Raw genomic sequence first — 19,862 nt, 5'->3', positions numbered from 1 at the left:
GGCCCGGCCTCTGAAGGATCAACGACCGTTTGCGGCGGTCGCCTAAAGCTTTGGAGATACAAGAATGGATATAGTATGGAGCACCACAAGAATCAACCGATTTGGTGGAGGTCGCCAGTTGGAAGCTCGCTGGGTCGGCGACCAAATCGATTGCCAGAGCCCGGGGAATGTCCTCTCGCAGGGGGGCCGCGCCAGTGGCTAATGGCAACCCGGACATTGTGCAGCCCGGGACCTTTGCTGACTGGTCAGCGCGTGGGTTCGGCCCTTATCTCTTGCCTGTTATCCCACCACTGGTGCTGATGGCGCCCGGTAGTTCGGTGCCCCTCAATCAGCGGGGCAAGGTGCCAGGGCTTCGTGGCGCGAACGGCTGGCACAGCTACAACTGGAGGGCAGCTCCGGAGCCCACAGCCGACGACCTGGCTCGCTGGACTGAGATGGGCGCCAACGTCGGGCTGCGACTCGGCGAAATCATCGCTGTTGACATCGACGTATCCGATTCAGCCGCCGCGCAAACAATGCGTATGGTATCGGAGAGGACGCTAGGTACCTCGCCGCCACGCATCGGGCGGGCACCGCGCATGATGCTGTTGTACCGCTCAGCGGGCGAAGTGACGAAGCGCAAGGTGCGATTCCGACTTCCGACTGGGGAGCACGCCATTGAGATCCTAGCGCGCGGCCAGCAGGTCGTCGTCGATGGAATTCATCCACAGACATTGAAGCCCTATGCTTGGCCGGATGGGCGCCCCACTCTGAGCGCGCTACCAGAAACCGGAGGCTTCCCCGGTGCGTAACTTGCCGTCCGTAGACGATCTATTGCGAGCACTGGAAGGGGCTATAGAGATCATCGGTGGCGAGGTGCTGTCAGTCTCCAGTGCGGCTCAGGCCGACCGGGCGGCGGTGGACCAGGCGTCCCTCCGCGCCCCGTCGTTGGAGGCGCTAACCGAAGCCCTGGCCCATGTCCCGAATGACGGAGGCTACGACGAGTGGATTCCTGGCCTGTGCGCCATCCGTGCCGCCGCTGCCGGTCTGGCGGATGACGACGGGCGCGAGCTGGCACGTGACTGGACGAACCGCTGGACCGGCGGGGGCAGCGGCACGCACATCGACTTCGATGCGAAGTGGAACCAGCAGAAGCCCCCCTTCCGGGTGGGGTGGCCTTGGGTCGAGATCCGAGCTCGAGCTGGGGGCTGGACGGGCGGCGCATTGACCGACTTCGCCGGGGTAGAGGCGCCGGTGCTCGTACCCGGCAACCCGAGCCCACTGGTGGCCAGCGTCGCCACCGCCCCTGGCGCGACCAATAGGTTCCCGCTGCGCTCCATGGAGGATTGCATCACTTCGGTCGCGCGCCCCTACCTCATCAAGGGCGTGCTTGGGCGCGGTGACCTAGCGATCCTCTTCGGGCCACCTGGCGCCGGCAAATCGGCTCTGGCGCCTTACATCGCCCTGGCCGCGGCACAGGGGCGCTCAGTGTTCGGCAAGCGAGTGCGACAGTGCCGAGTGCTCTACGTGGCGGCTGAAGACGGACACGGGATGCGCGGACGCGTGCGCGCGCTGTGGGAAGCCCACGGTCCCTCGACGAATCTCTTGTTGATCGACATCCCGCCAAACCTGGGCGGCGCCTCCGACCTTGCCGATGTGCAGGCGCGGATCGCGGAATGCGGTGCCGATCTCGTCATCGTGGACACCATGGCCGCGGCATTTCCTGGGCTGCGAGAAAATGAGTCGGAGGACATGGGGCGGGCGGTGGCCGCGCTAAGGTCACTTTCCGCGCCGACGGGCGCCGCGGTTCTGGTGCTGCACCACGGCACCAAGAACAACGACCGCGGCCCCCGGGGACATTCCCTGCTCAACGGCGCGGTCGATCTCACGCTGGAGGTTACCGCGCCTGCTCCTGGCGAGCGGGTACGCACCGTCACCTTTGGCAAGAACCGCAATGGGCCTTCTGACGGGGTCACCTGGTACTTCGATGTCCAGGGAGCAACCATTGGAATCGATGAGGACGGCGAGCCGGAGACTGCTGCCCTGGCTTCCGAAGTGCCTGCCGGCGCTGCTCGCCCTAAGGCGAAGCTGACGAAGATCGAGAAGGCAGCCCTGGGTGCGCTGCACGCCTCCATCGAGACTGACGGTGCCCCGCTTCCGGTTGGGGACGGGTACCCCGAAACCAGCACCGAGGGCGTCTGCGTCGATGCGTGGCGCAAGGAATGCGACCGCCGAGGCATCTCAGCAGCGGAGGATGCAAAGGATCGGTACCGAGCATTCAAACGCGCTAGGGAAGCACTTGTGGAAAAGGGCCTCGTCGCCGTTCGGGACGACAAGGCATGGGCGGTTAGGGCGGTTCAGGGAGCCGGCGAGGTGGCTAGAGAGCTTCGCGGCGACCAGGGCGCTCCTCCTAGGTCGCATCATGGCGTGGATGCCGCCGCGGCACACTTCCACCCTTAGAAAGCACGGGCTCTGGCGCCCTCGACTGTGCCGATGTAGGCCTCCGGCAGCAAGCTCGGCGCCGATCCATCGAGAGCGCCGAGGCAAGCGCATTGGCCTTGTCGAACGTTAGTTCGGCCATGCCAGCCCCGGCGTGTGCTGCAGTATCTGGGCCGCACCCCCCTTTGGTTGTTGGGAAAGGTCGCGCCAGGGCTGGCGGCCACAGTTTTTGCCAGCCTTTCCGTGCTGCTGCTACAGGCAAAATGGCATCTTCACCCAGGTGCTAACCTGCTGGTGTCTGTCAGCACGGGTGCATTGGTCTTCTGCACCGCCGCGCGGCTTGCTCTTGGCGGTCGCGTATTCCGATCACTTAGAGCGAGTGCGCAGTCTAGTAGCGGCGGCGGAGGAAAATAGCTCACAGCAGTAAAGTGGAGAGTTCCAGTGGCCTCGTGCGCGATCGAGGTGGCCTCCGGTGCCTCTCAGGAGACCTCTGCGAAATGCCTTGCTGATGGTGCCCGAGGCTGATTCGCTTGGGCCTGCGGTGCGATGGCGGAGGCACGGGCGGGCCAGCGGCGGATCGGACAGGGGAGCCTCGCGGAGGCGCTGCTGCCGGCGGGTGCCGGCTCGAACCGCCGTTTGGCGCGGATCGCCGGCCTGATCGACAGGGCGCCGCTGCGGGCATCGACCGGCCGCCCGGTTACCCGCCGTTGGCGCTGTTCCACGCGCTGCTGCTGGCGCAGTGGTACCAGCTCTCCGACCCCGGCCTTGAGGAGGCGCTAGCCGACCGGTTGTCTTCCGCCGCTTTTGCGGCGTCGGGCTGGATGACGGAACGTCGGGCGAGACCACGCCCTTCCTCACCCGGCGCGGCCAGAGGAGCTTTTTCGGCTTCAAGGCGCACCTCGCCCCGATCCGGGCCAGGTCGAGCGCGCCTTCGGCACGCTGAAGCGCAGCTATGGCTGGCGGCGGGTCCGCTACCGCGGCTTGGTCCGCAACAGCGCCCATCTGCACCTGCTCTGCACCGCCATGAACCTGCGCCGGGCCGAACGGCTCACCGCCTGACGGGAAAGCTGCGCCCGTCGGGTGGCCCCACGACCATTGGGGCGCTCCCGGCGACCGTCCGCATGACCCAAGCGTCCCGCCAAGTCCCAACACCCGCCTTTCGCAAAGGTCTCCCGTGGTGATCCATGTGCCCGCGCTAGGCTTCTTCTCAGCCCAAGATGGATGCGTCATCATCATGACGTTTCCTTGGGACGACGGGGCGGGACGGCGAGATGCGGATGACGATGCGCCGACGGGTGCGGACACTGGGGGCGGCGATGCTTGCGGCGGCGATGGCGGGATGCGCCGCCTTCGTGCCGCCGGTCGATAAGGAGGCCATGCAACGGCGGCTGCGGTCGCAACTGCCACAGATTGTACGATACGCCGACCTTTCCTTGGCTGCCTATGTACCCAGGAACGCGGAACCGTCCTGCCATGACACGGCCGTGGTGACGCTAGACATTCCCTGCTTCGGCGTGAAGGTGGAGGGCGCCAGGCGGGAGCATCGCGCCATCTATCTGGTCGACACGAGTGGCGACGTACAGGTGGTAGCGGTGCGCGGCACGGCGAATCTGGAAGACGCGCTGATCGATCTGGACACGCGGCGCGCGTCGGACGACCCCCTGGGCACGGCCTTGCACACCGGGTTCCGGCGGGTCGCTGAGGCGATTTATCGCGACATCCGGGACAAGGGACGCCTCGACCCGTCGAAACCCGTGGTCCTGACCGGCCATTCGCTGGGCGGTGCGGCGGCGCTCGTGCTCGGCCTGTACATGCGGGCGGAACAGAGGACACCGCCGTACCAGGTGCAGGGGATATTCACGTATGGGCAGCCGAAGGTGTTCAGCAACGACGGCGCCGCCGGGCTCTTCTGGATCAACGAATCCTTTATCCGTGTGGTGAATTGCGGCGACCCGGTCACCATCGTGCCGGTAAGCGAGTCAAAGGGGAGCCATTTTTTCAGATTGGACTGGCTCACCGGGAACCGGCTTACCGACTACCAGCATCTCGGGCAGCTGCTACTGCTCATGCCGGGCGGGCGCTTCTGGATGCCCGGCACCGTGGATGTCGAGCGGGAGCTGCCGGGCGCGGCGGCGCGGACGCTTATCGGAGCGCTTCGTTCGCAGACGAATGAACATAGCATGGAGCTTTACGTCGATCGGCTTGCGCAGCTGTCCGGCGCGCCTCTGCCGAGTACTTCGGACAGTGCGGCGATTGCAGCGGCGGCGCGCTACCGGAGGGGAGCCGGAGCTGAGCGGGCCGGCGGGGCAGACGCGGTCCCGTTCCAGCCCGACGGCCACACACCGTGCGCCGTACCGGGCCAGGTTGTCGCATCGGCGGAACGCTAAAGCCTGGCTGCCACGGCAGCAACCGGGCGCAAAGGCGAAGCACGCTTTAAGGGGCTGGGGGTGGTCAAGGGGTCATCTCTATAGAGAGATGACCCCCTTTGACCCCCTTCCCACCCGTGCCCGGGTGGTCAGAAGGGGTGTTTGACCCCGCTTGACCCCTTTGACCCCCTGGCGCTGGCTCGGCGCTTCCACCGGTTTGGTGGAATAGCGGCAGGAGCGGCACCCACCTCCGTGCCAGATCTATAAGCGAATGCGCCGGCATAGATCGGTGGCGCGGTAGCGGTAGGTTTCGCTGGTCCGCCGACTCGTCTGTGGCGCGTGAGCTTGTTAGGTCCGAACCGGACCTATATTGCGCCGGCTCGGTGAAAACGCGGGGCGCGACAGCATCGGACGATGCGAACCAAGCAGCGTGGGGATGACGATTTACCGTCCACACCGCCGTTATCGCTTTCGCGCTGCCTGCTTGCGAGTGTAGGTCTCAGTGCCCCGTGCCAAGGGATGGGCTTGGCTTCAGGTGCAGCCCGAGCATCGACCGTTGCACCCGGGGCATTTGTCTCCGTCACCGTCGCACTTCGGTGCCAGTCGCGCCTTACCTGCCCCGGATGCGGCGGCAAGCAGCCGTCCGCCATCTGGTGGCCGGAACGGCTCACCCTGCGCACGGCGCTGCAGCTCAGGCGCCGCCTCCTAGCGTCCCGACGCAGCCAGCCGAACCATGCGGTCCCCCGACGAGGCTGCCGGAAGCAGATCGACTGCTGGCCAAGCGGAAGCGCCCTGCGTGCAGCAAAAGGACAGTGGGGCTACACCTCGCGGCCGGACCCAGGATGCTCCGGCGCAGGGCGCTGATAGGTTAGGCGTCGCCCCTCCCGGCGCGCAACGCCGGTCCTCCGGGTGGGGAGCCCGGTTCACGCCTTGTGGGGCCTCGGGACGGCTGAGTGCGCTCGCCCCCATGTACCGTGCCCGCCCGGCCTAAGGCACGGGCCTGGTGACCATCCCGGTGCCCGGCCCCATCTACCTTCCGTGCGCCTGCTTCTCCTCCTCCTCGCCATGCTGATCGGGGTTGCCTTGCTCTCGCTGCGGTACCTCCCACCGGAGTGGGACCCCCGGGCGCCGCTCAACCTGGATGCTCCGCCCAACCCGGTTACCGACCTGAAGCTCTGGTGGCTGTCGCAAAGCCCATCGGCCTGCTTCGCGGCTTTCACGGCCTCGGACATTCCCGTTGTCAGGGCGCCGGACCGGCTATCCGACAGTGGTTGCGAGGTGGAGAACGCGGTGCTGCTACCTGCCGGCAGCCGGGTGGTGCCGCGTTCCCCGCTGGCGACGTGCCGCTTGGCCGCGGCCTGGACGCTGTTCGAGCGCAATACGCTGCAGCCTGCCGCCCGGCTGCACCTCGGGGCGGAGGTGGCGGAGGTCCGCCACCTGGGTACCTACAACTGCCGGAACGTCAACCATGCTGCGGCGGGCCGGCGCAGCGAGCATGCCTCCGCCAACGCGATCGACGTTGCTGCCTTCGTCCTATCCAGCGGCCGTCAGGTCAGCGTAGCGCGGGACTGGCCGCGCCCTGGCCCGGAGGCCGCCTTCCTTCGTGCGGTGCGCGATGGAGCCTGTCGGTGGTTCAACCTCGTGCTCGGCCCCGACTATAACGCGGCGCACCAAAACCACTTCCACGTCGATATGGGCCGGTGGCGAGGCTGCAGGTGAAGCCCTGCGCCAGCCCGTGCGTAGAAGCGCTATGCCCGCAGCTTCTCCTCCGATTCACGTGAACCGAGCCCCCGTGCTGACCCTCTGGGCCGTGGTCGTGGCGGAGCGGCTGGGCCATCCGCCTGACACCGCCCTGAGCCTCGCCAGTATCGTGGCTGGCACCGCAGCGCCGCAGGACGCTGCAATCCCGTGCGTCGCCTCGCAGTGCCGCGACACAGCAAGTCAGGGTATTGGGCTCAGCCGCGCCCGTGCTTACATCACCTTGCCCGGTGTCGGGGGGATGGCGTCGGCCCCGGCGGAAGGCGCAACACGACCAGAGGCCGTTGCGCGCCGGGCCTCCACACTCGGTGGCGGAACCCGGGTGTCGTAGGCCGTCAGCACTCCGCGCCTATCGGCGCCCGCCTTACAGCGTGGCCGCCGCTGCGGCGGTGCCCTTCACCCGCTGCACCGTGCTGACACCGACTCCAAGGGTTCGCGCCACCTTCAGCACCCCGGTGCCAGCGGCGAGCTGGGCGCGGATCTCCGCCTCGGTCGCGCCACTGATCGTGGGGCGGCCCAAGCGCCTTCCCTGCGCCTTTGCCCGTGCCAGGCCGGCTTTCACCCGATCCCGGATCAGGTCCCGTTCGAGCTCGGCGAAGACGCTGGCCATGTTCAGCATGGCGCGGCCGTAGGCCGTGGTTCCGTCCATGCCCTCGCGGTGGCTGTAGGGCTCCACCCCGGCTGCCGCCAGCTCGGCTAGCGCGACGGACACCGTAGCGGTGGAGCGGCCCAACCGATCGACCGCTGCCACCATCAGCACGTCAAAGCGCCGGCGGGCAGCATCCTTCAGCATGCGGTCGAAGCCAGGCCGCTTGTCGCGGCCGCCGGCGCCGCTGATGCCGGCGTCCTCATAGATGGCGACGACAGGCCAGCCTCGCCGCTCTGCCACCTCCAGCAGGACCATCCGCTGATTCTCAACCGTCTGGCCGTCGGTCGATACCCGGAGGTATAGGGCTGCGCGTTTGAGCTGACCGCGTGGCATGGAGGTTTCCTCGGCGGGGGAAGGAGGGAGGCCGCGCCAGCGGCCCGCGCCATACGGAAAACATTTGGTTCCCGTATGGGCAAAACGCCGGCGGCGCGGCCGCGGTTAACCGCGGGTCTTGCCGCGGCGCGGTGACCGGGTTTTCCGTATGGGCTGGGCAGCGCCGGATTCGGCCTGACTGCCCGCGGGCAGGAGGCGTACCCCGTGCTTCGCCAGCTCGGCACAGGCTGCCTCGCGCATCTTTTGACTGGCCGCAGTGGTCGCCAGCCACATCATGGCCTCGAAAGCCTCGGCCCGGCTCTCGGGCGGCGCCTTTCCGTCCAGCTTCCGCACAGCGAGCGCAAGCCGTGCCTCTTCTCCCTGGCGAGGCGCATCACTCGGCATGGGCGAGGGGCGGCGCTGGCCACCCGTGGCCACGATGTCGGCTGGGGCGCCAGCCTGCTGCCCCGGCCGGAGCACGACAACTTCTCCCTCCCGGTACACGGGGATCGGGCGGGACAGCGTCGCCGTGTAGCTCCCATACTCCCAGGTCAGCGATACGCCCATGGTGTCGGCGGAGAACATGCGGGCTGCAGTGGCCTCGGCGCTGTCCGGGCCCATCGCCAGGTCCAACATGGCGCCGAGTGCAACCTGCCGGTCCTCCATCGCAGGGGCGTGGAGGTACGCTTGGGCCAAGCGAAAAAAGCGAGATTCGATGACGGCACCCATCGTGCAACATCCTGTAGCCACAGGTTGCCGGGGCAGTTCGCTTATCAGGGCGCGCAGCTCCGGGGGCTGATAACCCGGCTACAGACGGGCGCATGCGTCTTTGGGCAGCCGCGGCGAAGCGGCACCTTCGGACATACACGCATGCCCCCCGGAGGATGGCGCGCAGTAGATAGATGCCATATCGGGCGGTTCGACTGTAGCAGCGGAGTTTATCAGGCTCCGGTCACAATCGTGGAATACGTCGCAATATAAATCAATAAGAAACGTCGCTTTAACCGAACCCGCTTGTGTACCGCGAAGCATAGCTGCCACGCGTCCGTGCCGGACACAGACAAGGATACCCCCGGGTGTAGGGGCCAAATACGCGCTTTCACTATCTCCACTGACACCTCCCGGAATCTCAAGATAGTTCAGGGCTTCCACCAACCCGGTGCAACCGCCGACGCCGCTTCTCCTCCTTTCCAACCTTATCAGCCGCCTCGTGGGCAAACTCCCGTACGGTGTCTGTATGCAGGACCGTGCGGAGAGGCGCCGGTTCAGGCGGTTAGCCCTTCTTCGCCGTGCGGCGGATGCGGTCACGGAGCCGCATCAATCTCACCTGCGCGGTTGGGCTGAGTTGGCGCGGGGGCTGAGGTACGGGGTTCTTGACGGTGTTGTCCGCAATCAGGGCTTCGACGTCGCGGGCAATCAGTTTGACCGGCCGGCCAGGCAGAAAGCGCACCTTCCCTGCGGCCCTGAGCCGGTACAGCGTCTTCTTCGATATCCTGAGCCGTGCGGCTGCTTCATCCTGTGTGAGAAGCATGTCCGGCGGGAACGGCGCCGGCGGTAACTCCCCGACCTTGAGCTTCAAGGCCGCGGGGGAGTCGTTCGAGCCCGGCAAGTTCGCGTGAAAGCCTAGGAGGGCTTCCATTTCCGCGGCTATTTCGCGGAGGCGAGTCAGGGTCGACGTGTGATAGCGGAACTGACGGCCCGGCAGCGGAGAATGGAACGCTGCGACGGCGCTGAGCAACGTGCTGACGAGGTGGCTTTCTGCCGGGCTAGTGACCGGGGCTGTCCCTAGTCCCAACACGATAAGGTTGACACACTTCTCCTTCAGCATACCGATCACGGCCAACGCGTCCGAGGGATCCTTGAACGCGCGGTTCAGATTAGCGACGAACAGCGTATCGCCGGCAGTCAGCGTCGACAGCGCTGCAGCACCGCCTGGCCGAGCCTCCAAGGGGAGGTCTCTATGGACGTTATAGTCTTCGAAGATCTCGGTGATCTCCATCAGCGCCCTCCTTGCCGCGCTGGCGATCTCTGCCCGCTGCTCGGCAGCCGTTGAGGCCTCCCAGGATTTACCTGCGCGGACGTATCCGTAGACGCTCATAGCATCAGCTCCCAGGCAAGGTGCTCCAGCCCATCGCGGGCGTTCCCTCCAGGCGCCTCGGCGGCGTGGTGATTGGGGTGGCGAGGAGCGGCGGTTCGGCTTGGCCAACTGCCTGCTGGCTCGCGTTGTCGGTCGCGCCAGGCCCCATGGCTCTGTGGCGAGCAGCTTCAGCGAAATCGCTTGGAAAGAGCTGTCGACGAGCCGCGGGGAGCACCACCCCTGTACCTTCCAGCCACCGAAATTGCAGCGCTTAAGCAGGATCATTCAGCTCCGCGCCGCTGCCCCCTGCGTCGTTAGCGATCACAGTGTGGGATTCCGCGTAGTGCACCATCCACGGCTGCGCGTTGCCGGGCCAGAAACCAAGGTGCCTCTCGATATCGATGGCGATTTCCTGCAGTCGGGCAATCGATGAGGACTGCGGATGGTGCTCTACGCCAAGGCCGCGCTCCCCACCTCGATGTGGACTGAGAGTGGCTGCTGCAGTGAGCAAGGTGGTCACCACCGGCATTTCGTCCTGGCCGGTTATCGGCTGCGGGCCGATATTGGTCACGACAAGCGCAATGGCTTTTCGCTTCAGCATTAGCAGCAGGTTCAGCACGTCAAGCGGACGGCGGGAGAGCTGAAGGAGGCTAGCGACGAAAAGGGTGTCGCCTGCGGCGATCTTGGCGAATAGCGCCTTCCCGCCGGGTCGAGAACGCATTAACCGCGCTCGGCACCAGGCGTTGTCCTCGAAGATCTCCGTCAGCGCCACGCCTGCCTGTGCAGCGGCGAGGCAAATTTCGGCGCGCTGCTCGGTCTCGGGCTGGTACCCCTCCGGCCAGTCCGAACGAACGTATCCATAGGCGGTCACGGCCCCGCCCTCCGTGGCGCGCGATACGTGCTGCGTAGCTCCTGCTGCGTGGCAACCGGTCCACAGACATATGTAAGGCGACGGCAATCGTGCCCTGGCCCTGGCATGTCAGCCCTCCTAGCAAGCAACGTGCGCAGGATGACTCGCGAATTGGCTCGAAATACGCAATCACAAGACTCGCTGCCCAAATTAATGTGATTATACGGATGAAGGCGTATTATCAGATGTAGGGCATAAAATAGTTGAGTATTGTAGGGTATTGTCGGATGCTCGCTATACGATTTTGGTCTATTCTGATCTATATTATTAGAAAATCTTCATCATCCAACGGGTGCGCCCGAATGAACCCCGGCCTTCTCTCTCACCTGAAACCCGCGTCTTCTGCGCGATCCGCGGCCGCCGGGATCCTGGATCCGGTCGCTGCGGCTCATCGGCCGACCAAGTGCACGGTTCGGACCGGCGAACGCGCCATCCGGGCCGCGTCGTCGATGTCCGAGGGCATTACACCGCCACCCGCGTTTGTGCCCACGCCGTCACCGCCTGGTTCGCGGCAGCATAACCGGCAGGCAGCATGTGTAAGCCGTCCGGGGTGTAAGTATCGCTGGCCCAGGCGCCATGCGTGGTCGCGCTCTCCACATACGGGTTGGGGTCGATCACATCGTCAATCAGGACGCCGACCTGCGTGCGGACCCAGGCATTCCACTGATCGCGCAGCCCACCCGGAGCCCAATCCGAATGCACCGCACCGCCGACCGACAGTTGTCGCGGCGTCACCAGGATCTGCGCGACTTTCAGGCCGTATTTCCTGGCTCGGCCCCACACGTAAGCAGCATCAGCCTGCATCTGCGAGAGAGTTCGGCCATTGGCGATGTCGTTCGTGCCGAAGTTGCAGAGGTAGTGGGTCGCATAGGCCCACATGAGCTGCTTGCGCCAGCGCGGGGTGAGGTTCGCGTCGACCTGGAAGGAGAGCTGGTCCTGCGCGCGCCCCTGGTTGACATAGGGGATCAGGTAGCCATCGCGATCCACCAGCCCCTTCGAGTAGGCGATGTTGCCGGTCGCCGTGTCGGCCGTGTCGCCCGTGCCCGCTATGATGCTGTCGCCGTCGCAGATCACCGCGCGGCGCGTCCACTCTGGACTGTCGGCGTGCGGGATACCGATGACCCCCTGCGGCGCCCAGCCTGCACCATTACTGCCGCCAGCCGCGCTCAACGTTCCCAGGCCGTATGCCTGGTTCGCACCGCCCACGGATTGCGTGAAGCCCTCACCCGTGGCACGGGGGGTGCGCCAAACAGGCCAGCCGCTCGTGAGCGACGCGACATTGAGATACCAGCGCAGCCACGCCGTATCGCCACCGGCAAACTCAAAGGCCGGGTCGCTGAACGCAGTATCCCCGGCTGCCAGGTTCAGGATGCGCTGCCCGCCCCAGAGCATGTTGCGGTTGCGCGGCGAGTTGTTGAACTCAATCGCCATCTGGAGAGCGATGGCGTCCACGTCCGTGCGCTCGATGTCATTCTGGTAGTAATTGGCTGCAAAGACACGGATCGAATGGTAGCCAGCCCGACCAAACGTGAGCTTGAGGCGTCCGTTGTCGGTGTTGTTTGCCGGCGACGTGTCCAGTCGCTTGAGTGCGAGCGCCGTACAGTTATTCGCGCAGATCAGCGGGCGCGCGGGCGGGCGATGTTCGCTATACGCGAGGTTTTGACTGGCGGGGTCGGAGGCAGCGCCATCAGTTCGAGACCCGCCAGGAGACCGAGCCGGCGCTCAGGTTCGCGGTCAGCCGGTACTTCACCCCCGCCTCGGGCTCGGTCCAGGGCCGGGCGCCGTTCGTCGTGAACTGCACGGGTTCGTCGTAGATATAGACCGGGTCGGCGGTTGCCCCACCGTCCTCGGTGCGCTCCAGGGTCACCGTGCCGCTCCAGGCGCCACCGGCGCCGGTGCGCAGGCGGATCACGAAATCACCCGACACCGAGACCCAGGCGCCGGACTGCGTGCCGGACAAGTCGCCTTCACCCTTGGCCCGGAAGGTGTCGGGAGCGATCGCCGACGATTTCGCCACTTCAGCCTCCACATCACTCCGGCGGTAGGTCAATCCCACTTGACGTATCGGGTATTAAATCCAAGTATAACTTGGAATTATTGTAGGAACAATCTGTTTGAGCTGGATCAGATTCTGCGCGAACGGGAGCCAGGGAGTTGGGTCCCATTAGCGCCTGAGGCCAATCGAGGGTGACGATTGCCCGCCATTCCTTGAGACGCGCCGAGGGATTCTCGACCAGATGGCGGTTGGCATAGATCGATGGCGGGCAGGCGACGGGTGCGTCGGTGCGCTTGGGCGGGATTGCCTGACGGGCGCCAATGTTCCAGATCTGCTCGCGAAAGGCATCGGAGGCCAGACCGCGGCCACCGACCACCCAGCCGGGCACGTCGAGCAAACAGTTCAGCAGCCCCGGTGCCATGGGTAGTTCATGCGCTTGGCCGGCGCCAGGGCGACGGCACGTCCACGACCGCGCGCCGGCCCTGGCGAATGCCGTGACTGGTATCCCGACCGCCCGCCTGGCCACCAGCCGCCGCCCGGCCGGTGCTAGTCCGCTCTGCCTCGGCGGTCCAACCAGGCAGTACCAGGGTGGCGGCCGGGCGTTGTAGACGTTGCTGCCCAGCGCCCCGGGCTAGCTGGCTACTTGAAATCCCGCGTCTTCTGCTCAATCCGCGGCCTTCGGGACCCCGGGTCCGGCCGCCGCACCTCATCCGCCCGACCGAGCGCGCGGTCCAGGCCGGCGGACCCGCCCTCGATCTCGCCGAGCCCGTCCAACAGGTCCGACCTGTCCACCAACCGATCCACGGTGAGATGGATGATCGGCACCTCCGTCGCCTCCTCCGTCCGCTCCACCCGCCCAAGGGCGAGCCCGTGCCCGATGCCGCTTTTCCTTGGACCTACCGAGAAGGGGTTCCCGGCCAGCCCTGCGGTGCGCCGCGCAGCAGGGCGTAGCCCAGCAGGCCGGACAAGAAGGAGCCCGCAAGAATACCGATCTTAGCCTCCGCCTGGAGGAGCGGGTCGCCGGGGAAGGCGAGGAGGGTGATGAACAGGCTCATGGTGAAGCCAATGCCGCAGAGCATTGCTATCCCCGCCATCTGCAGTCGCCCAGCATAGGCTGGCATGTCCGCGAGCCCAAGGCGGATGGCCAGCAGGCTGAACCCCAACACGCCCACCACCTTGCCGACCAGCAGACCCAGGCCCACGCCGAGCGTGACAGGCGCCGTCAAGGCTTCGGCGGACAGGCCCAGGAAGGGTACACCTGCGTTGGCCAACCCGAAGACAGGCACGACGAGGAAGCCGACGGGCAGGTGCAGGGCATGCTCCAGGCGGTGCAGCGGACTGGTGCGTTTCTCATCCGCGTGTCCTGGGACGCTTTGCAGGGGAATGGTGAACGCGAGGACGACGCCCGCGAGCGTGGCATGGATGCCGGAGCGAAGTACGAACACCCAAAGCACAAGCCCGAGGAGAAGGTAGGGCAACAGGCGGCGCACACCGAACCGGTTCATCCCGACCAGGACCGCGACCACGGTGGCGGCCCCCGCCAAGTCCAGCAGCGACAGTCTCGCCGAATAGAATAGAGCAATGATGACCACGGCGCCGAGGTCGTCGATAATGGCCAGTGCCGCCAGGAAGACCCGCAGCGAGGCCGGGACCCGCTTGCCGAGGAGGGAGATAACGCCCAGTGCGAAGGCGATGTCGGTGGCGGCTGGGATGGCCCAACCATGGGAGGTGGGGCCGGAGTTGAAGGCCAGGTACACCAGCGCAGGCACCACCATGCCTCCGGCGGCAGCGATCTCCGGCAGGGCGCGGCGCGGCCAACTGGAGAGCTGACCCACCAGCATCTCCCGCTTGATCTCCAGGCCGACGAGCAGGAAGAACACGGCCATAAGGCCGTCGTTGATCCAGTGCCCGATGGAAAGCGGGCCGACGTAGGCGTGTAGCAGCGCCTCGTAGTTTGGCCCAAGCGGCGAGTTGGCAATCAGCAGCGCCAAAGCGGCAGCGGCCATCAACACCAGTCCCGCGGAGGATTGGCCTTCAAGGAATCGGCGCAAAGCACTTGGTTGGGCGTGGCGGGGCTGGGCCATGAGCAGGCCTCCGGGCATGGATTGCGCCGCCGGCGGCCCGACCAACGCTGAACCCCTGCCCGCTCCGCTGCCGGAGCGAACACCCGAGCCTTCTATCGCATCGCATCAGACAATCGGCAACGGCCTAGCCACCCGCCGAGCTTCGCCAAGCCGCCGGTGATGTCCTCAGGCAGGCGCAGGGCCTCACCGACCTCGCGGACGGCGCTGCGGTAGTGGATGACGGCCCCGCAGATGGCAGCCCGATCGCAGTCGTCGCGCCGCCTCCAGCACACGCAGCGTATTCGTCAGCGCTTCAGGCAGCGTTCGCCATGCCGCTCCGCCGCCTAGCCCAGTGAGTCGACGGTGGTGCCGAGGCGGATGGATGCGGATGAGAGGAGGCGAAGCAGAGTTGCTTGCTGCGCAATGCCTGCACCACTACGTGACAGCTGAACCTTTGCCGCCATCGTCAAACGACCAGGGCAGGTGAGTGCATCGCGGTCGGTTACGAGAGAGGTGGTGTGACCGCACTGCAGAGGCGCGTGAGGGGCGGGCTGGCGCAAACGCCATCCCGTCGTGCTTAGAGCGCCCAGTCCACCGCGGGCGTCGTGGCGTCGTGCAACGTGAAGCTGGCCGCCCCGGTGCAACCTTCATCGCTCAGCTTCGTGCTTCCTCTCATCTGCCACTATGCCGCGAATGACCGGCGTCAATCGTTCAATGGTTTCACGCATCGAGTGGACACCAGTTATTGAAATTTTGGTGCGTTCATTAATTGAAATCTCGATGACTCGGTGCTTGTTCGATGCTCCGGACCCGATAATGAGAAATATCCCCTGAATTACCGACAAGAATATTATAGTAATCCCAGCCATCCCGCTCTTTAAGCGCCCTTCGAGGAAAGTGGTTTTAAGATCTATGAAACCATCATCCTTAATGCCAGACAAAACTAAGTAACAGCCAAATATAGCAGTAAATAATGACGAAACTGCCAGCACTGCTCTCACCGTGAGCTTACTCTCCAGGAAGGGGAGCAGGGTCGGTGACATGCGCTTCTCCAGTTCTGGACGGGACAGCAGAAGCTTGAGCTTAGGGCTTTGGCAGCGTTTAGCACTACCTGGGCGCCTTTTTTCGTTGCCGTATGTTCCCTTCGAGCTGGGCTGACGGGCCTGGGTTGCGAGGCGACGAGAGTGCGGGCGGCTAAGGATCTCGATCGTTGGCTGGAGTCGATCCTTGCTGCACATGGCGGTGGCCACCAGCTCATGCGGCAAAGACGCGCCGTCCAGCAGGGAGAAGTAAGGCCGCGCGCCAAGCTCGGCGAAGCCGGTCATCCCCCGGCGCGGTGGAGCGCCGCTGGCGGCAGTCGGGTGATGACGAAGCGGCTCCGCGCCAGATGGTCGGCGAGCCACTCGGCAGCCAGCTTGGCGGTGACGTCCTTGGTGCCGGGGGTGGGCTTGCCACGAGCGTCATGGCGCAGCGCATAGGCTAGGCAGGCGACCACCTCCTCTCGGGGTGCTGGATTGAGCTCCGCCAGCCATGTGGCTGTGCCGGTCTCGGTATGCGGCGGACGGCTTGCCAGCACCAGCAGGGCCTCTGTCAGGTGGCTGATGGGCAGAGCGGGCCAGGACGCCAGGGCACCCTGCCGGGCGGCGTCCAGAGCCTCGTCGGGGCTGCTGCCGGCGGCAAGGGCGGCATCGCGCGCGGTGACCAGTGTCTGCCAGAGAGTGGGTGCGATCCAAGCCGGAGGAGGGGTTGGCTGGGGATCATCGGGCATCACCGGGCATCCTCTGACTGTAGGCTGTGGGAACATATACAGAACACCATGGTGCTGCCAGTCACGACAGGTCGCCCGGTAGAGACGTGCCATTGTCCACGGCGGGAGGAGGCGGACGCCAGGATGGCACGCTGCCATGGTCCAGGCGCGATCGCGTGTGGGGCGGCAAAATGTCGGAGCGGCACCTCAATGGCCGCTCGTATCTCGATCGGGCGTCGCGCGGAGTGTCCTCCCGGCGGGTAGCTTCGAAGCGATGTTGTGATCGCCGACCGGTAAGTGCCGTTGTGCCTCCTATCGCTGCAATGTTTTGTTGCGATATTCGATCAACGTGACAAGAGTGCTCCACGCACGTAGTGCGGGGACAGGCGGCTGTCGCGGAGCACCATAGACGGGTCGCAGCGCTGTGCTCGATTCGTCAACGCGACTCTAAGCTGAGAGGCCCGATGAGACACTGTCAGCAGACCAGCGAACCAGATGATGTAGCGTACTACCGCTCGGCCGAGGCGCAGACTCGGAAGCGCCGCCTCAAGCTGCAGCGCAATGTCATGGGCGGCACGTTACTGGGCGGCTTTCTACTAGCCGTGTTTATGGCCGATAGCGGATGGGGCGGGGTATTCCAGTTTTTCACTGCGGTAGGCGCGCTGACGGTAGTGTGGTGGATCTGCTACTGTCTCGACGCTCGCCGCGAATGCCGAAGCCTCGCCGAGCGCGCTCTGCATTGCGCCCAGATGCAGTCGCAAACGAGAAGGGCAGACCGCTGCAACGGTCGGGTTGACTGAGGTGGCGCAAGCCGCCCAGGCGCTACGGTGCAGGGGCGCCTCAAGTGTGGCGGGCCGGCGCCGCGTCCTTCCCTGGAGCGGACGGACGCCATAGAGACTGGCTGGGCGCCGATCGGATCGGTTGCAACAGACCAATATGCATCTGAATCCCCAGATTGGCGCGAAGGGAGGCCCGGGTTTATTGCAGGCTCGGCGCCTGTGTGGGAGTTGGCTCTGAAGGCACTACAAGAGGCGAACCCCCTGTCTCAGGCTGGGCCGTGGTTTCGGGCTTACCGTGCACATCAGGCCCTTCCGGCGCGGTCATTTCGAGCGGGCGCCTCGGCGGGGTAGTTGTAAGCGTTTCAGTTGGCGTCGGTATCGGTGCCTGGGTAGCTATCACAACTACAACTATGAGTAAAACAAATGCCAAAAGGCCACTAATCCAAGCAGAAATCTTGAAAACTCGTTCTGCTTTTTCTGCCGGACCAGAAACCATCACGTCGTATTCATGATCTGGCAGAAAGCGGTACAGCTTGTCGCGCCATTGTAGGCGTAACCCACGCTGTAACAGAACAAATTGGTAGCTGCTCACAATAACGGCCGCTATGTATGCAGACAAAATAATCCCTAATACGATAACGGCTGCGGCTACGATCTCGTTCCCGAAAGGGACAGTCAGGCGCGCGGTAATTACACCGATGCCCGCAAAGGTAGCGGTAGCTGCAGCGCTTGCGAGCTGCCTAGTCGTATCCGAAAGCTTGGCTGCTTCGTCCGACACCGCCTTACGCAGGTCTGCCATCGCCTTTAGTGAATCCCGGCTTAACTGCGAGATGCCTAGCTGGTAAGCGATTTTCGCGCCTTCCAGTGCGGGCGCCGCCGCCTTCTTGAAGACGGAGCCAGCATCGCTACCTTGAACGGCTGTCCGGGCCATTTCTGCGGCATACAGACCGTGTCGATTCTCAGCTTCACGTTCGTTGTCATACACCCAATGAGCGGCGCGCTGGACGTCAGCGAAGCCAGGCCGGCCAAGCATTTCGGAGTTCCGTTCCGCGATGCGGAGGCGCAAGATTGGCGGCCCGCGAAATACCAAGTATCCGCCCGCTTCGATCTCGCTAGCAAGCGCATGGATTAGAGCTATAGCAGCAAGCTCGGCCCAAGTGCGTAATGTTAGACAACTCCAATCGAGCTCAGTGTTGGGGTCGTTCAATAACCAAGGGCTGAGATCGCCGGGAACCCTGCGGATCTCCGTAGCCTCGCGCACTATGCGTCTGGGATCAGCAGAAAGAGGCGTAGGCTCAAACGGTGAGCGATCGCCCCAAAACGTGAAGCGTACGGCCCTTGTTACGAACGGAGCTTTGATCCGCGCTACGTGCGCCACTGGCGCAGACGGCGCCCGCCTCAGCCAATCGGACAGCCCCGCGTTTGTCACGATTAGACTTACGTTCGCCGGCGCATCTGGCTTGTCAGCTCGGATACGGTATGGCTCAAAGTCCTGCGAGATGTCTTCCACCCGAGAATGGCTTTGTGTCTCATCCTCCAGGACAAACGGCCATCCCTCGGCTTGAAGGAGCTGGCAGAGGCGTATCGCATGATCGGCGTTGAGCCGGTCAACTACCAGGGCGTCGTCGGTTTCAGTAACGAGCGCAGCTTTCGCCTCCGCCCAGCCATCAACCTCTTCTGCCATTGCGCTCAGCGAGGACGCCATCCTCAATCAGCTTCTGTGCCGTTCTGATGGATATAGTTACACTTCCATCCGAATTTTCAACCCGTTTGACAGCGTGGCCTTCCTGATCTCCAGGATATGTCACCTCGACGTTCTCGGCGGTTCTTATGAAGCGGCGCGGGGCGCGACCTAGCACCTGGGCGTCTGGGCGGAATACGACGCCGAATATCCGCTTGTTCTTAAGGTGACGGTTTACGGATTTCTCCAACGCCGCTCGGACGTTCTCGTCGGTAGGACGCCCAGCGGCGACCAGTACCGCTTCACGGACTGCCTCATCGTCAACGGTTTCGCGGGTTCGAAGCGTCTCCTTCACGGCGGAGAGGGCGGTTGCAACGCTGCCATCGGGCAGGAACTCGCGGCAGTCCTGAAGAGAGGCGCGCACTGCCTCACTCATGTTCCGAGTGAGTTCACTGTTGTCACGCTCCCGCTTAACATCAAGAAATTTCTCAAAATATTCCGTTAGATCTGGCGCATTTCCCATACGATCACGTGCAGAAACGTTAGCATCCGCGACGCCATCAATGACGCGAACTAAGCAAATCTTCTGTATTGCACGAGGCTCTTTGATGAATGCTTGTACAATTTCCCTTAAAGCATTTTGACCTCCGTTATCATATAGCTCTATTGCCTGCCGATAGTCGTATTTTATCATGCAGAAAAGATGCGTGTTCGGACAGGTGGCGCCGAGTTCGAATACAAAAAAGGCACCATCTTTGCTGCTCCCAACATGTCCGCGAGAGAACGCTCGCGAAAGATCCTGTGCTCCTGCCTCGAAGGAGATTTCGCCTTTGGCAATCCGCTCTAGCTTCTCTTTCGTTTCTGAATTGTCTCTGAAGCGATGGACACTATCGATGGCTGAATCTCGAATTCGACCGAGAAAGAAGTCAGCATGGACGTGGTCGCAAAGTTCTGGCTGGGGTTCGAATTCAGCCTTGCCTCCGACGACGTGCAGAATGACGTGATTGATGCGAAGACAGGACGATTCCTCTTCAGTAAGAAAACCCAAGGTACGCTCCTCCGATTCGCGTGATCATATCGTGCTTGCTCGTTCTGATTCCGCAAGA

17 protein-coding genes and 2 pseudogenes are annotated in these 19,862 nt (G+C 64.2%); 6 read left to right on the top strand and 13 right to left on the bottom strand.

Annotated features, from left to right (window positions below; translation table 11 throughout):
* The first annotated feature begins 167 nt into the window (after positions 1 to 167).
* The 6 genes and pseudogenes from NJ376_RS29165 (at position 168) to NJ376_RS05835 (ending at position 6,503) form a co-directional block, all read left to right on the top strand.
* Positions 168 to 791: a bifunctional DNA primase/polymerase gene (locus NJ376_RS29165; protein WP_370287985.1), complete on the top strand. Its 624-nt coding sequence runs from the start codon at positions 168 to 170 to the stop codon at positions 789 to 791.
* Positions 784 to 2,439, top strand: a complete 1,656-nt coding sequence (locus NJ376_RS05845) for an AAA family ATPase (RefSeq protein ID WP_252952294.1) — start codon at positions 784 to 786, stop codon at positions 2,437 to 2,439. Before NJ376_RS29165 ends, NJ376_RS05845 begins: the two co-directional genes overlap by 8 nt.
* 509 nt (positions 2,440 to 2,948) lie before the next feature.
* Positions 2,949 to 3,215 (top strand): annotated as a pseudogene (locus NJ376_RS29160) (transposase); the annotation flags it as partial.
* Between the two features lie 130 nt (positions 3,216 to 3,345).
* A pseudogene (locus tag NJ376_RS29155) lies at positions 3,346 to 3,477 on the top strand (transposase); the annotation flags it as partial.
* A gap of 212 nt (positions 3,478 to 3,689) precedes the next feature.
* Entirely contained in the window at positions 3,690 to 4,805 is a 1,116-nt protein-coding gene (locus tag NJ376_RS05840; RefSeq protein WP_252952293.1) for a lipase family protein, read from the top strand.
* 1,017 nt (positions 4,806 to 5,822) lie between these two features.
* On the top strand, positions 5,823 to 6,503 hold the full coding sequence (locus tag NJ376_RS05835) for an extensin-like domain-containing protein (protein ID WP_252952292.1): 681 nt from the start codon (positions 5,823 to 5,825) through the stop codon (positions 6,501 to 6,503).
* A 403-nt stretch (positions 6,504 to 6,906) separates the two neighbouring features.
* On the opposite strand, the gene NJ376_RS05830 is transcribed toward NJ376_RS05835, so the two are convergent.
* The 13 genes from NJ376_RS05830 to NJ376_RS05770 all read right to left on the bottom strand — a co-directional run bounded on the left by NJ376_RS05830 (position 6,907) and on the right by NJ376_RS05770 (position 19,804).
* Positions 6,907 to 7,524: a recombinase family protein gene (locus tag NJ376_RS05830; protein ID WP_252952291.1), complete on the bottom strand. Its 618-nt coding sequence runs from the start codon at positions 7,522 to 7,524 to the stop codon at positions 6,907 to 6,909.
* A gap of 105 nt (positions 7,525 to 7,629) precedes the next feature.
* Positions 7,630 to 8,232, bottom strand: a complete 603-nt coding sequence (locus NJ376_RS05825; protein WP_252952290.1) for a hypothetical protein — start codon at positions 8,230 to 8,232, stop codon at positions 7,630 to 7,632.
* Positions 8,233 to 8,776: 544 nt separating this feature from the next.
* Positions 8,777 to 9,601, bottom strand: a complete 825-nt coding sequence (locus NJ376_RS05820; RefSeq protein ID WP_252952289.1) for a recombinase family protein — start codon at positions 9,599 to 9,601, stop codon at positions 8,777 to 8,779.
* A gap of 250 nt (positions 9,602 to 9,851) precedes the next feature.
* Positions 9,852 to 10,451, bottom strand: a complete 600-nt coding sequence (locus NJ376_RS05815; RefSeq protein WP_252952288.1) for a recombinase family protein — start codon at positions 10,449 to 10,451, stop codon at positions 9,852 to 9,854.
* Between the two features lie 501 nt (positions 10,452 to 10,952).
* On the bottom strand, positions 10,953 to 11,942 hold the full coding sequence (locus NJ376_RS05810) for an SGNH/GDSL hydrolase family protein (protein ID WP_252952287.1): 990 nt from the start codon (positions 11,940 to 11,942) through the stop codon (positions 10,953 to 10,955).
* A gap of 235 nt (positions 11,943 to 12,177) precedes the next feature.
* Positions 12,178 to 12,507: a hypothetical protein gene (locus NJ376_RS05805; protein ID WP_252952286.1), complete on the bottom strand. Its 330-nt coding sequence runs from the start codon at positions 12,505 to 12,507 to the stop codon at positions 12,178 to 12,180.
* A 13-nt stretch (positions 12,508 to 12,520) separates the two neighbouring features.
* Entirely contained in the window at positions 12,521 to 12,907 is a 387-nt protein-coding gene (locus NJ376_RS29150) for a hypothetical protein (protein WP_370287973.1), read from the bottom strand.
* Positions 12,908 to 13,125: 218 nt separating this feature from the next.
* The gene (locus NJ376_RS05795; RefSeq protein ID WP_252952285.1) at positions 13,126 to 13,311 is read right to left on the bottom strand and encodes a hypothetical protein; all 186 of its coding nucleotides are present in this window, start codon (positions 13,309 to 13,311) and stop codon (positions 13,126 to 13,128) included.
* A gap of 71 nt (positions 13,312 to 13,382) precedes the next feature.
* Positions 13,383 to 14,570, bottom strand: coding sequence for a Na+/H+ antiporter NhaA (nhaA, locus tag NJ376_RS05790; protein ID WP_252952284.1), 1,188 nt, complete (start codon positions 14,568 to 14,570; stop codon positions 13,383 to 13,385).
* Positions 14,571 to 15,196: 626 nt separating this feature from the next.
* On the bottom strand, positions 15,197 to 15,874 hold the full coding sequence (locus tag NJ376_RS05785; protein ID WP_252952283.1) for a hypothetical protein: 678 nt from the start codon (positions 15,872 to 15,874) through the stop codon (positions 15,197 to 15,199).
* Positions 15,871 to 16,317 carry a hypothetical protein gene (locus NJ376_RS05780; protein WP_252952282.1) on the bottom strand — a complete coding sequence of 149 codons (447 nt, stop codon included), beginning with the start codon at positions 16,315 to 16,317 and terminating at the stop codon, positions 15,871 to 15,873. Before NJ376_RS05780 ends, NJ376_RS05785 begins: the two co-directional genes overlap by 4 nt.
* A 957-nt stretch (positions 16,318 to 17,274) precedes the next feature.
* Complete coding sequence (locus tag NJ376_RS05775) at positions 17,275 to 18,780, bottom strand: hypothetical protein (RefSeq protein WP_252952281.1); 1,506 nt, start codon at positions 18,778 to 18,780, stop codon at positions 17,275 to 17,277.
* A complete protein-coding gene (locus NJ376_RS05770) occupies positions 18,743 to 19,804 on the bottom strand; it encodes a nucleoid-associated protein (RefSeq protein WP_252952280.1) in 1,062 nt (353 codons plus the stop codon). The genes NJ376_RS05775 and NJ376_RS05770 overlap by 38 nt, the downstream gene beginning before the upstream one ends.
* Positions 19,805 to 19,862: the final 58 nt, after the last annotated feature.

The organism is Siccirubricoccus soli (assembly GCF_024178315.1).
Taxonomy (GTDB): Bacteria; Pseudomonadota; Alphaproteobacteria; order Acetobacterales; family Acetobacteraceae; genus Siccirubricoccus; species Siccirubricoccus soli.
Note: the sequence above shows the minus strand (reverse complement) of the source record. Positions and strands in the feature narration are given on the sequence as shown.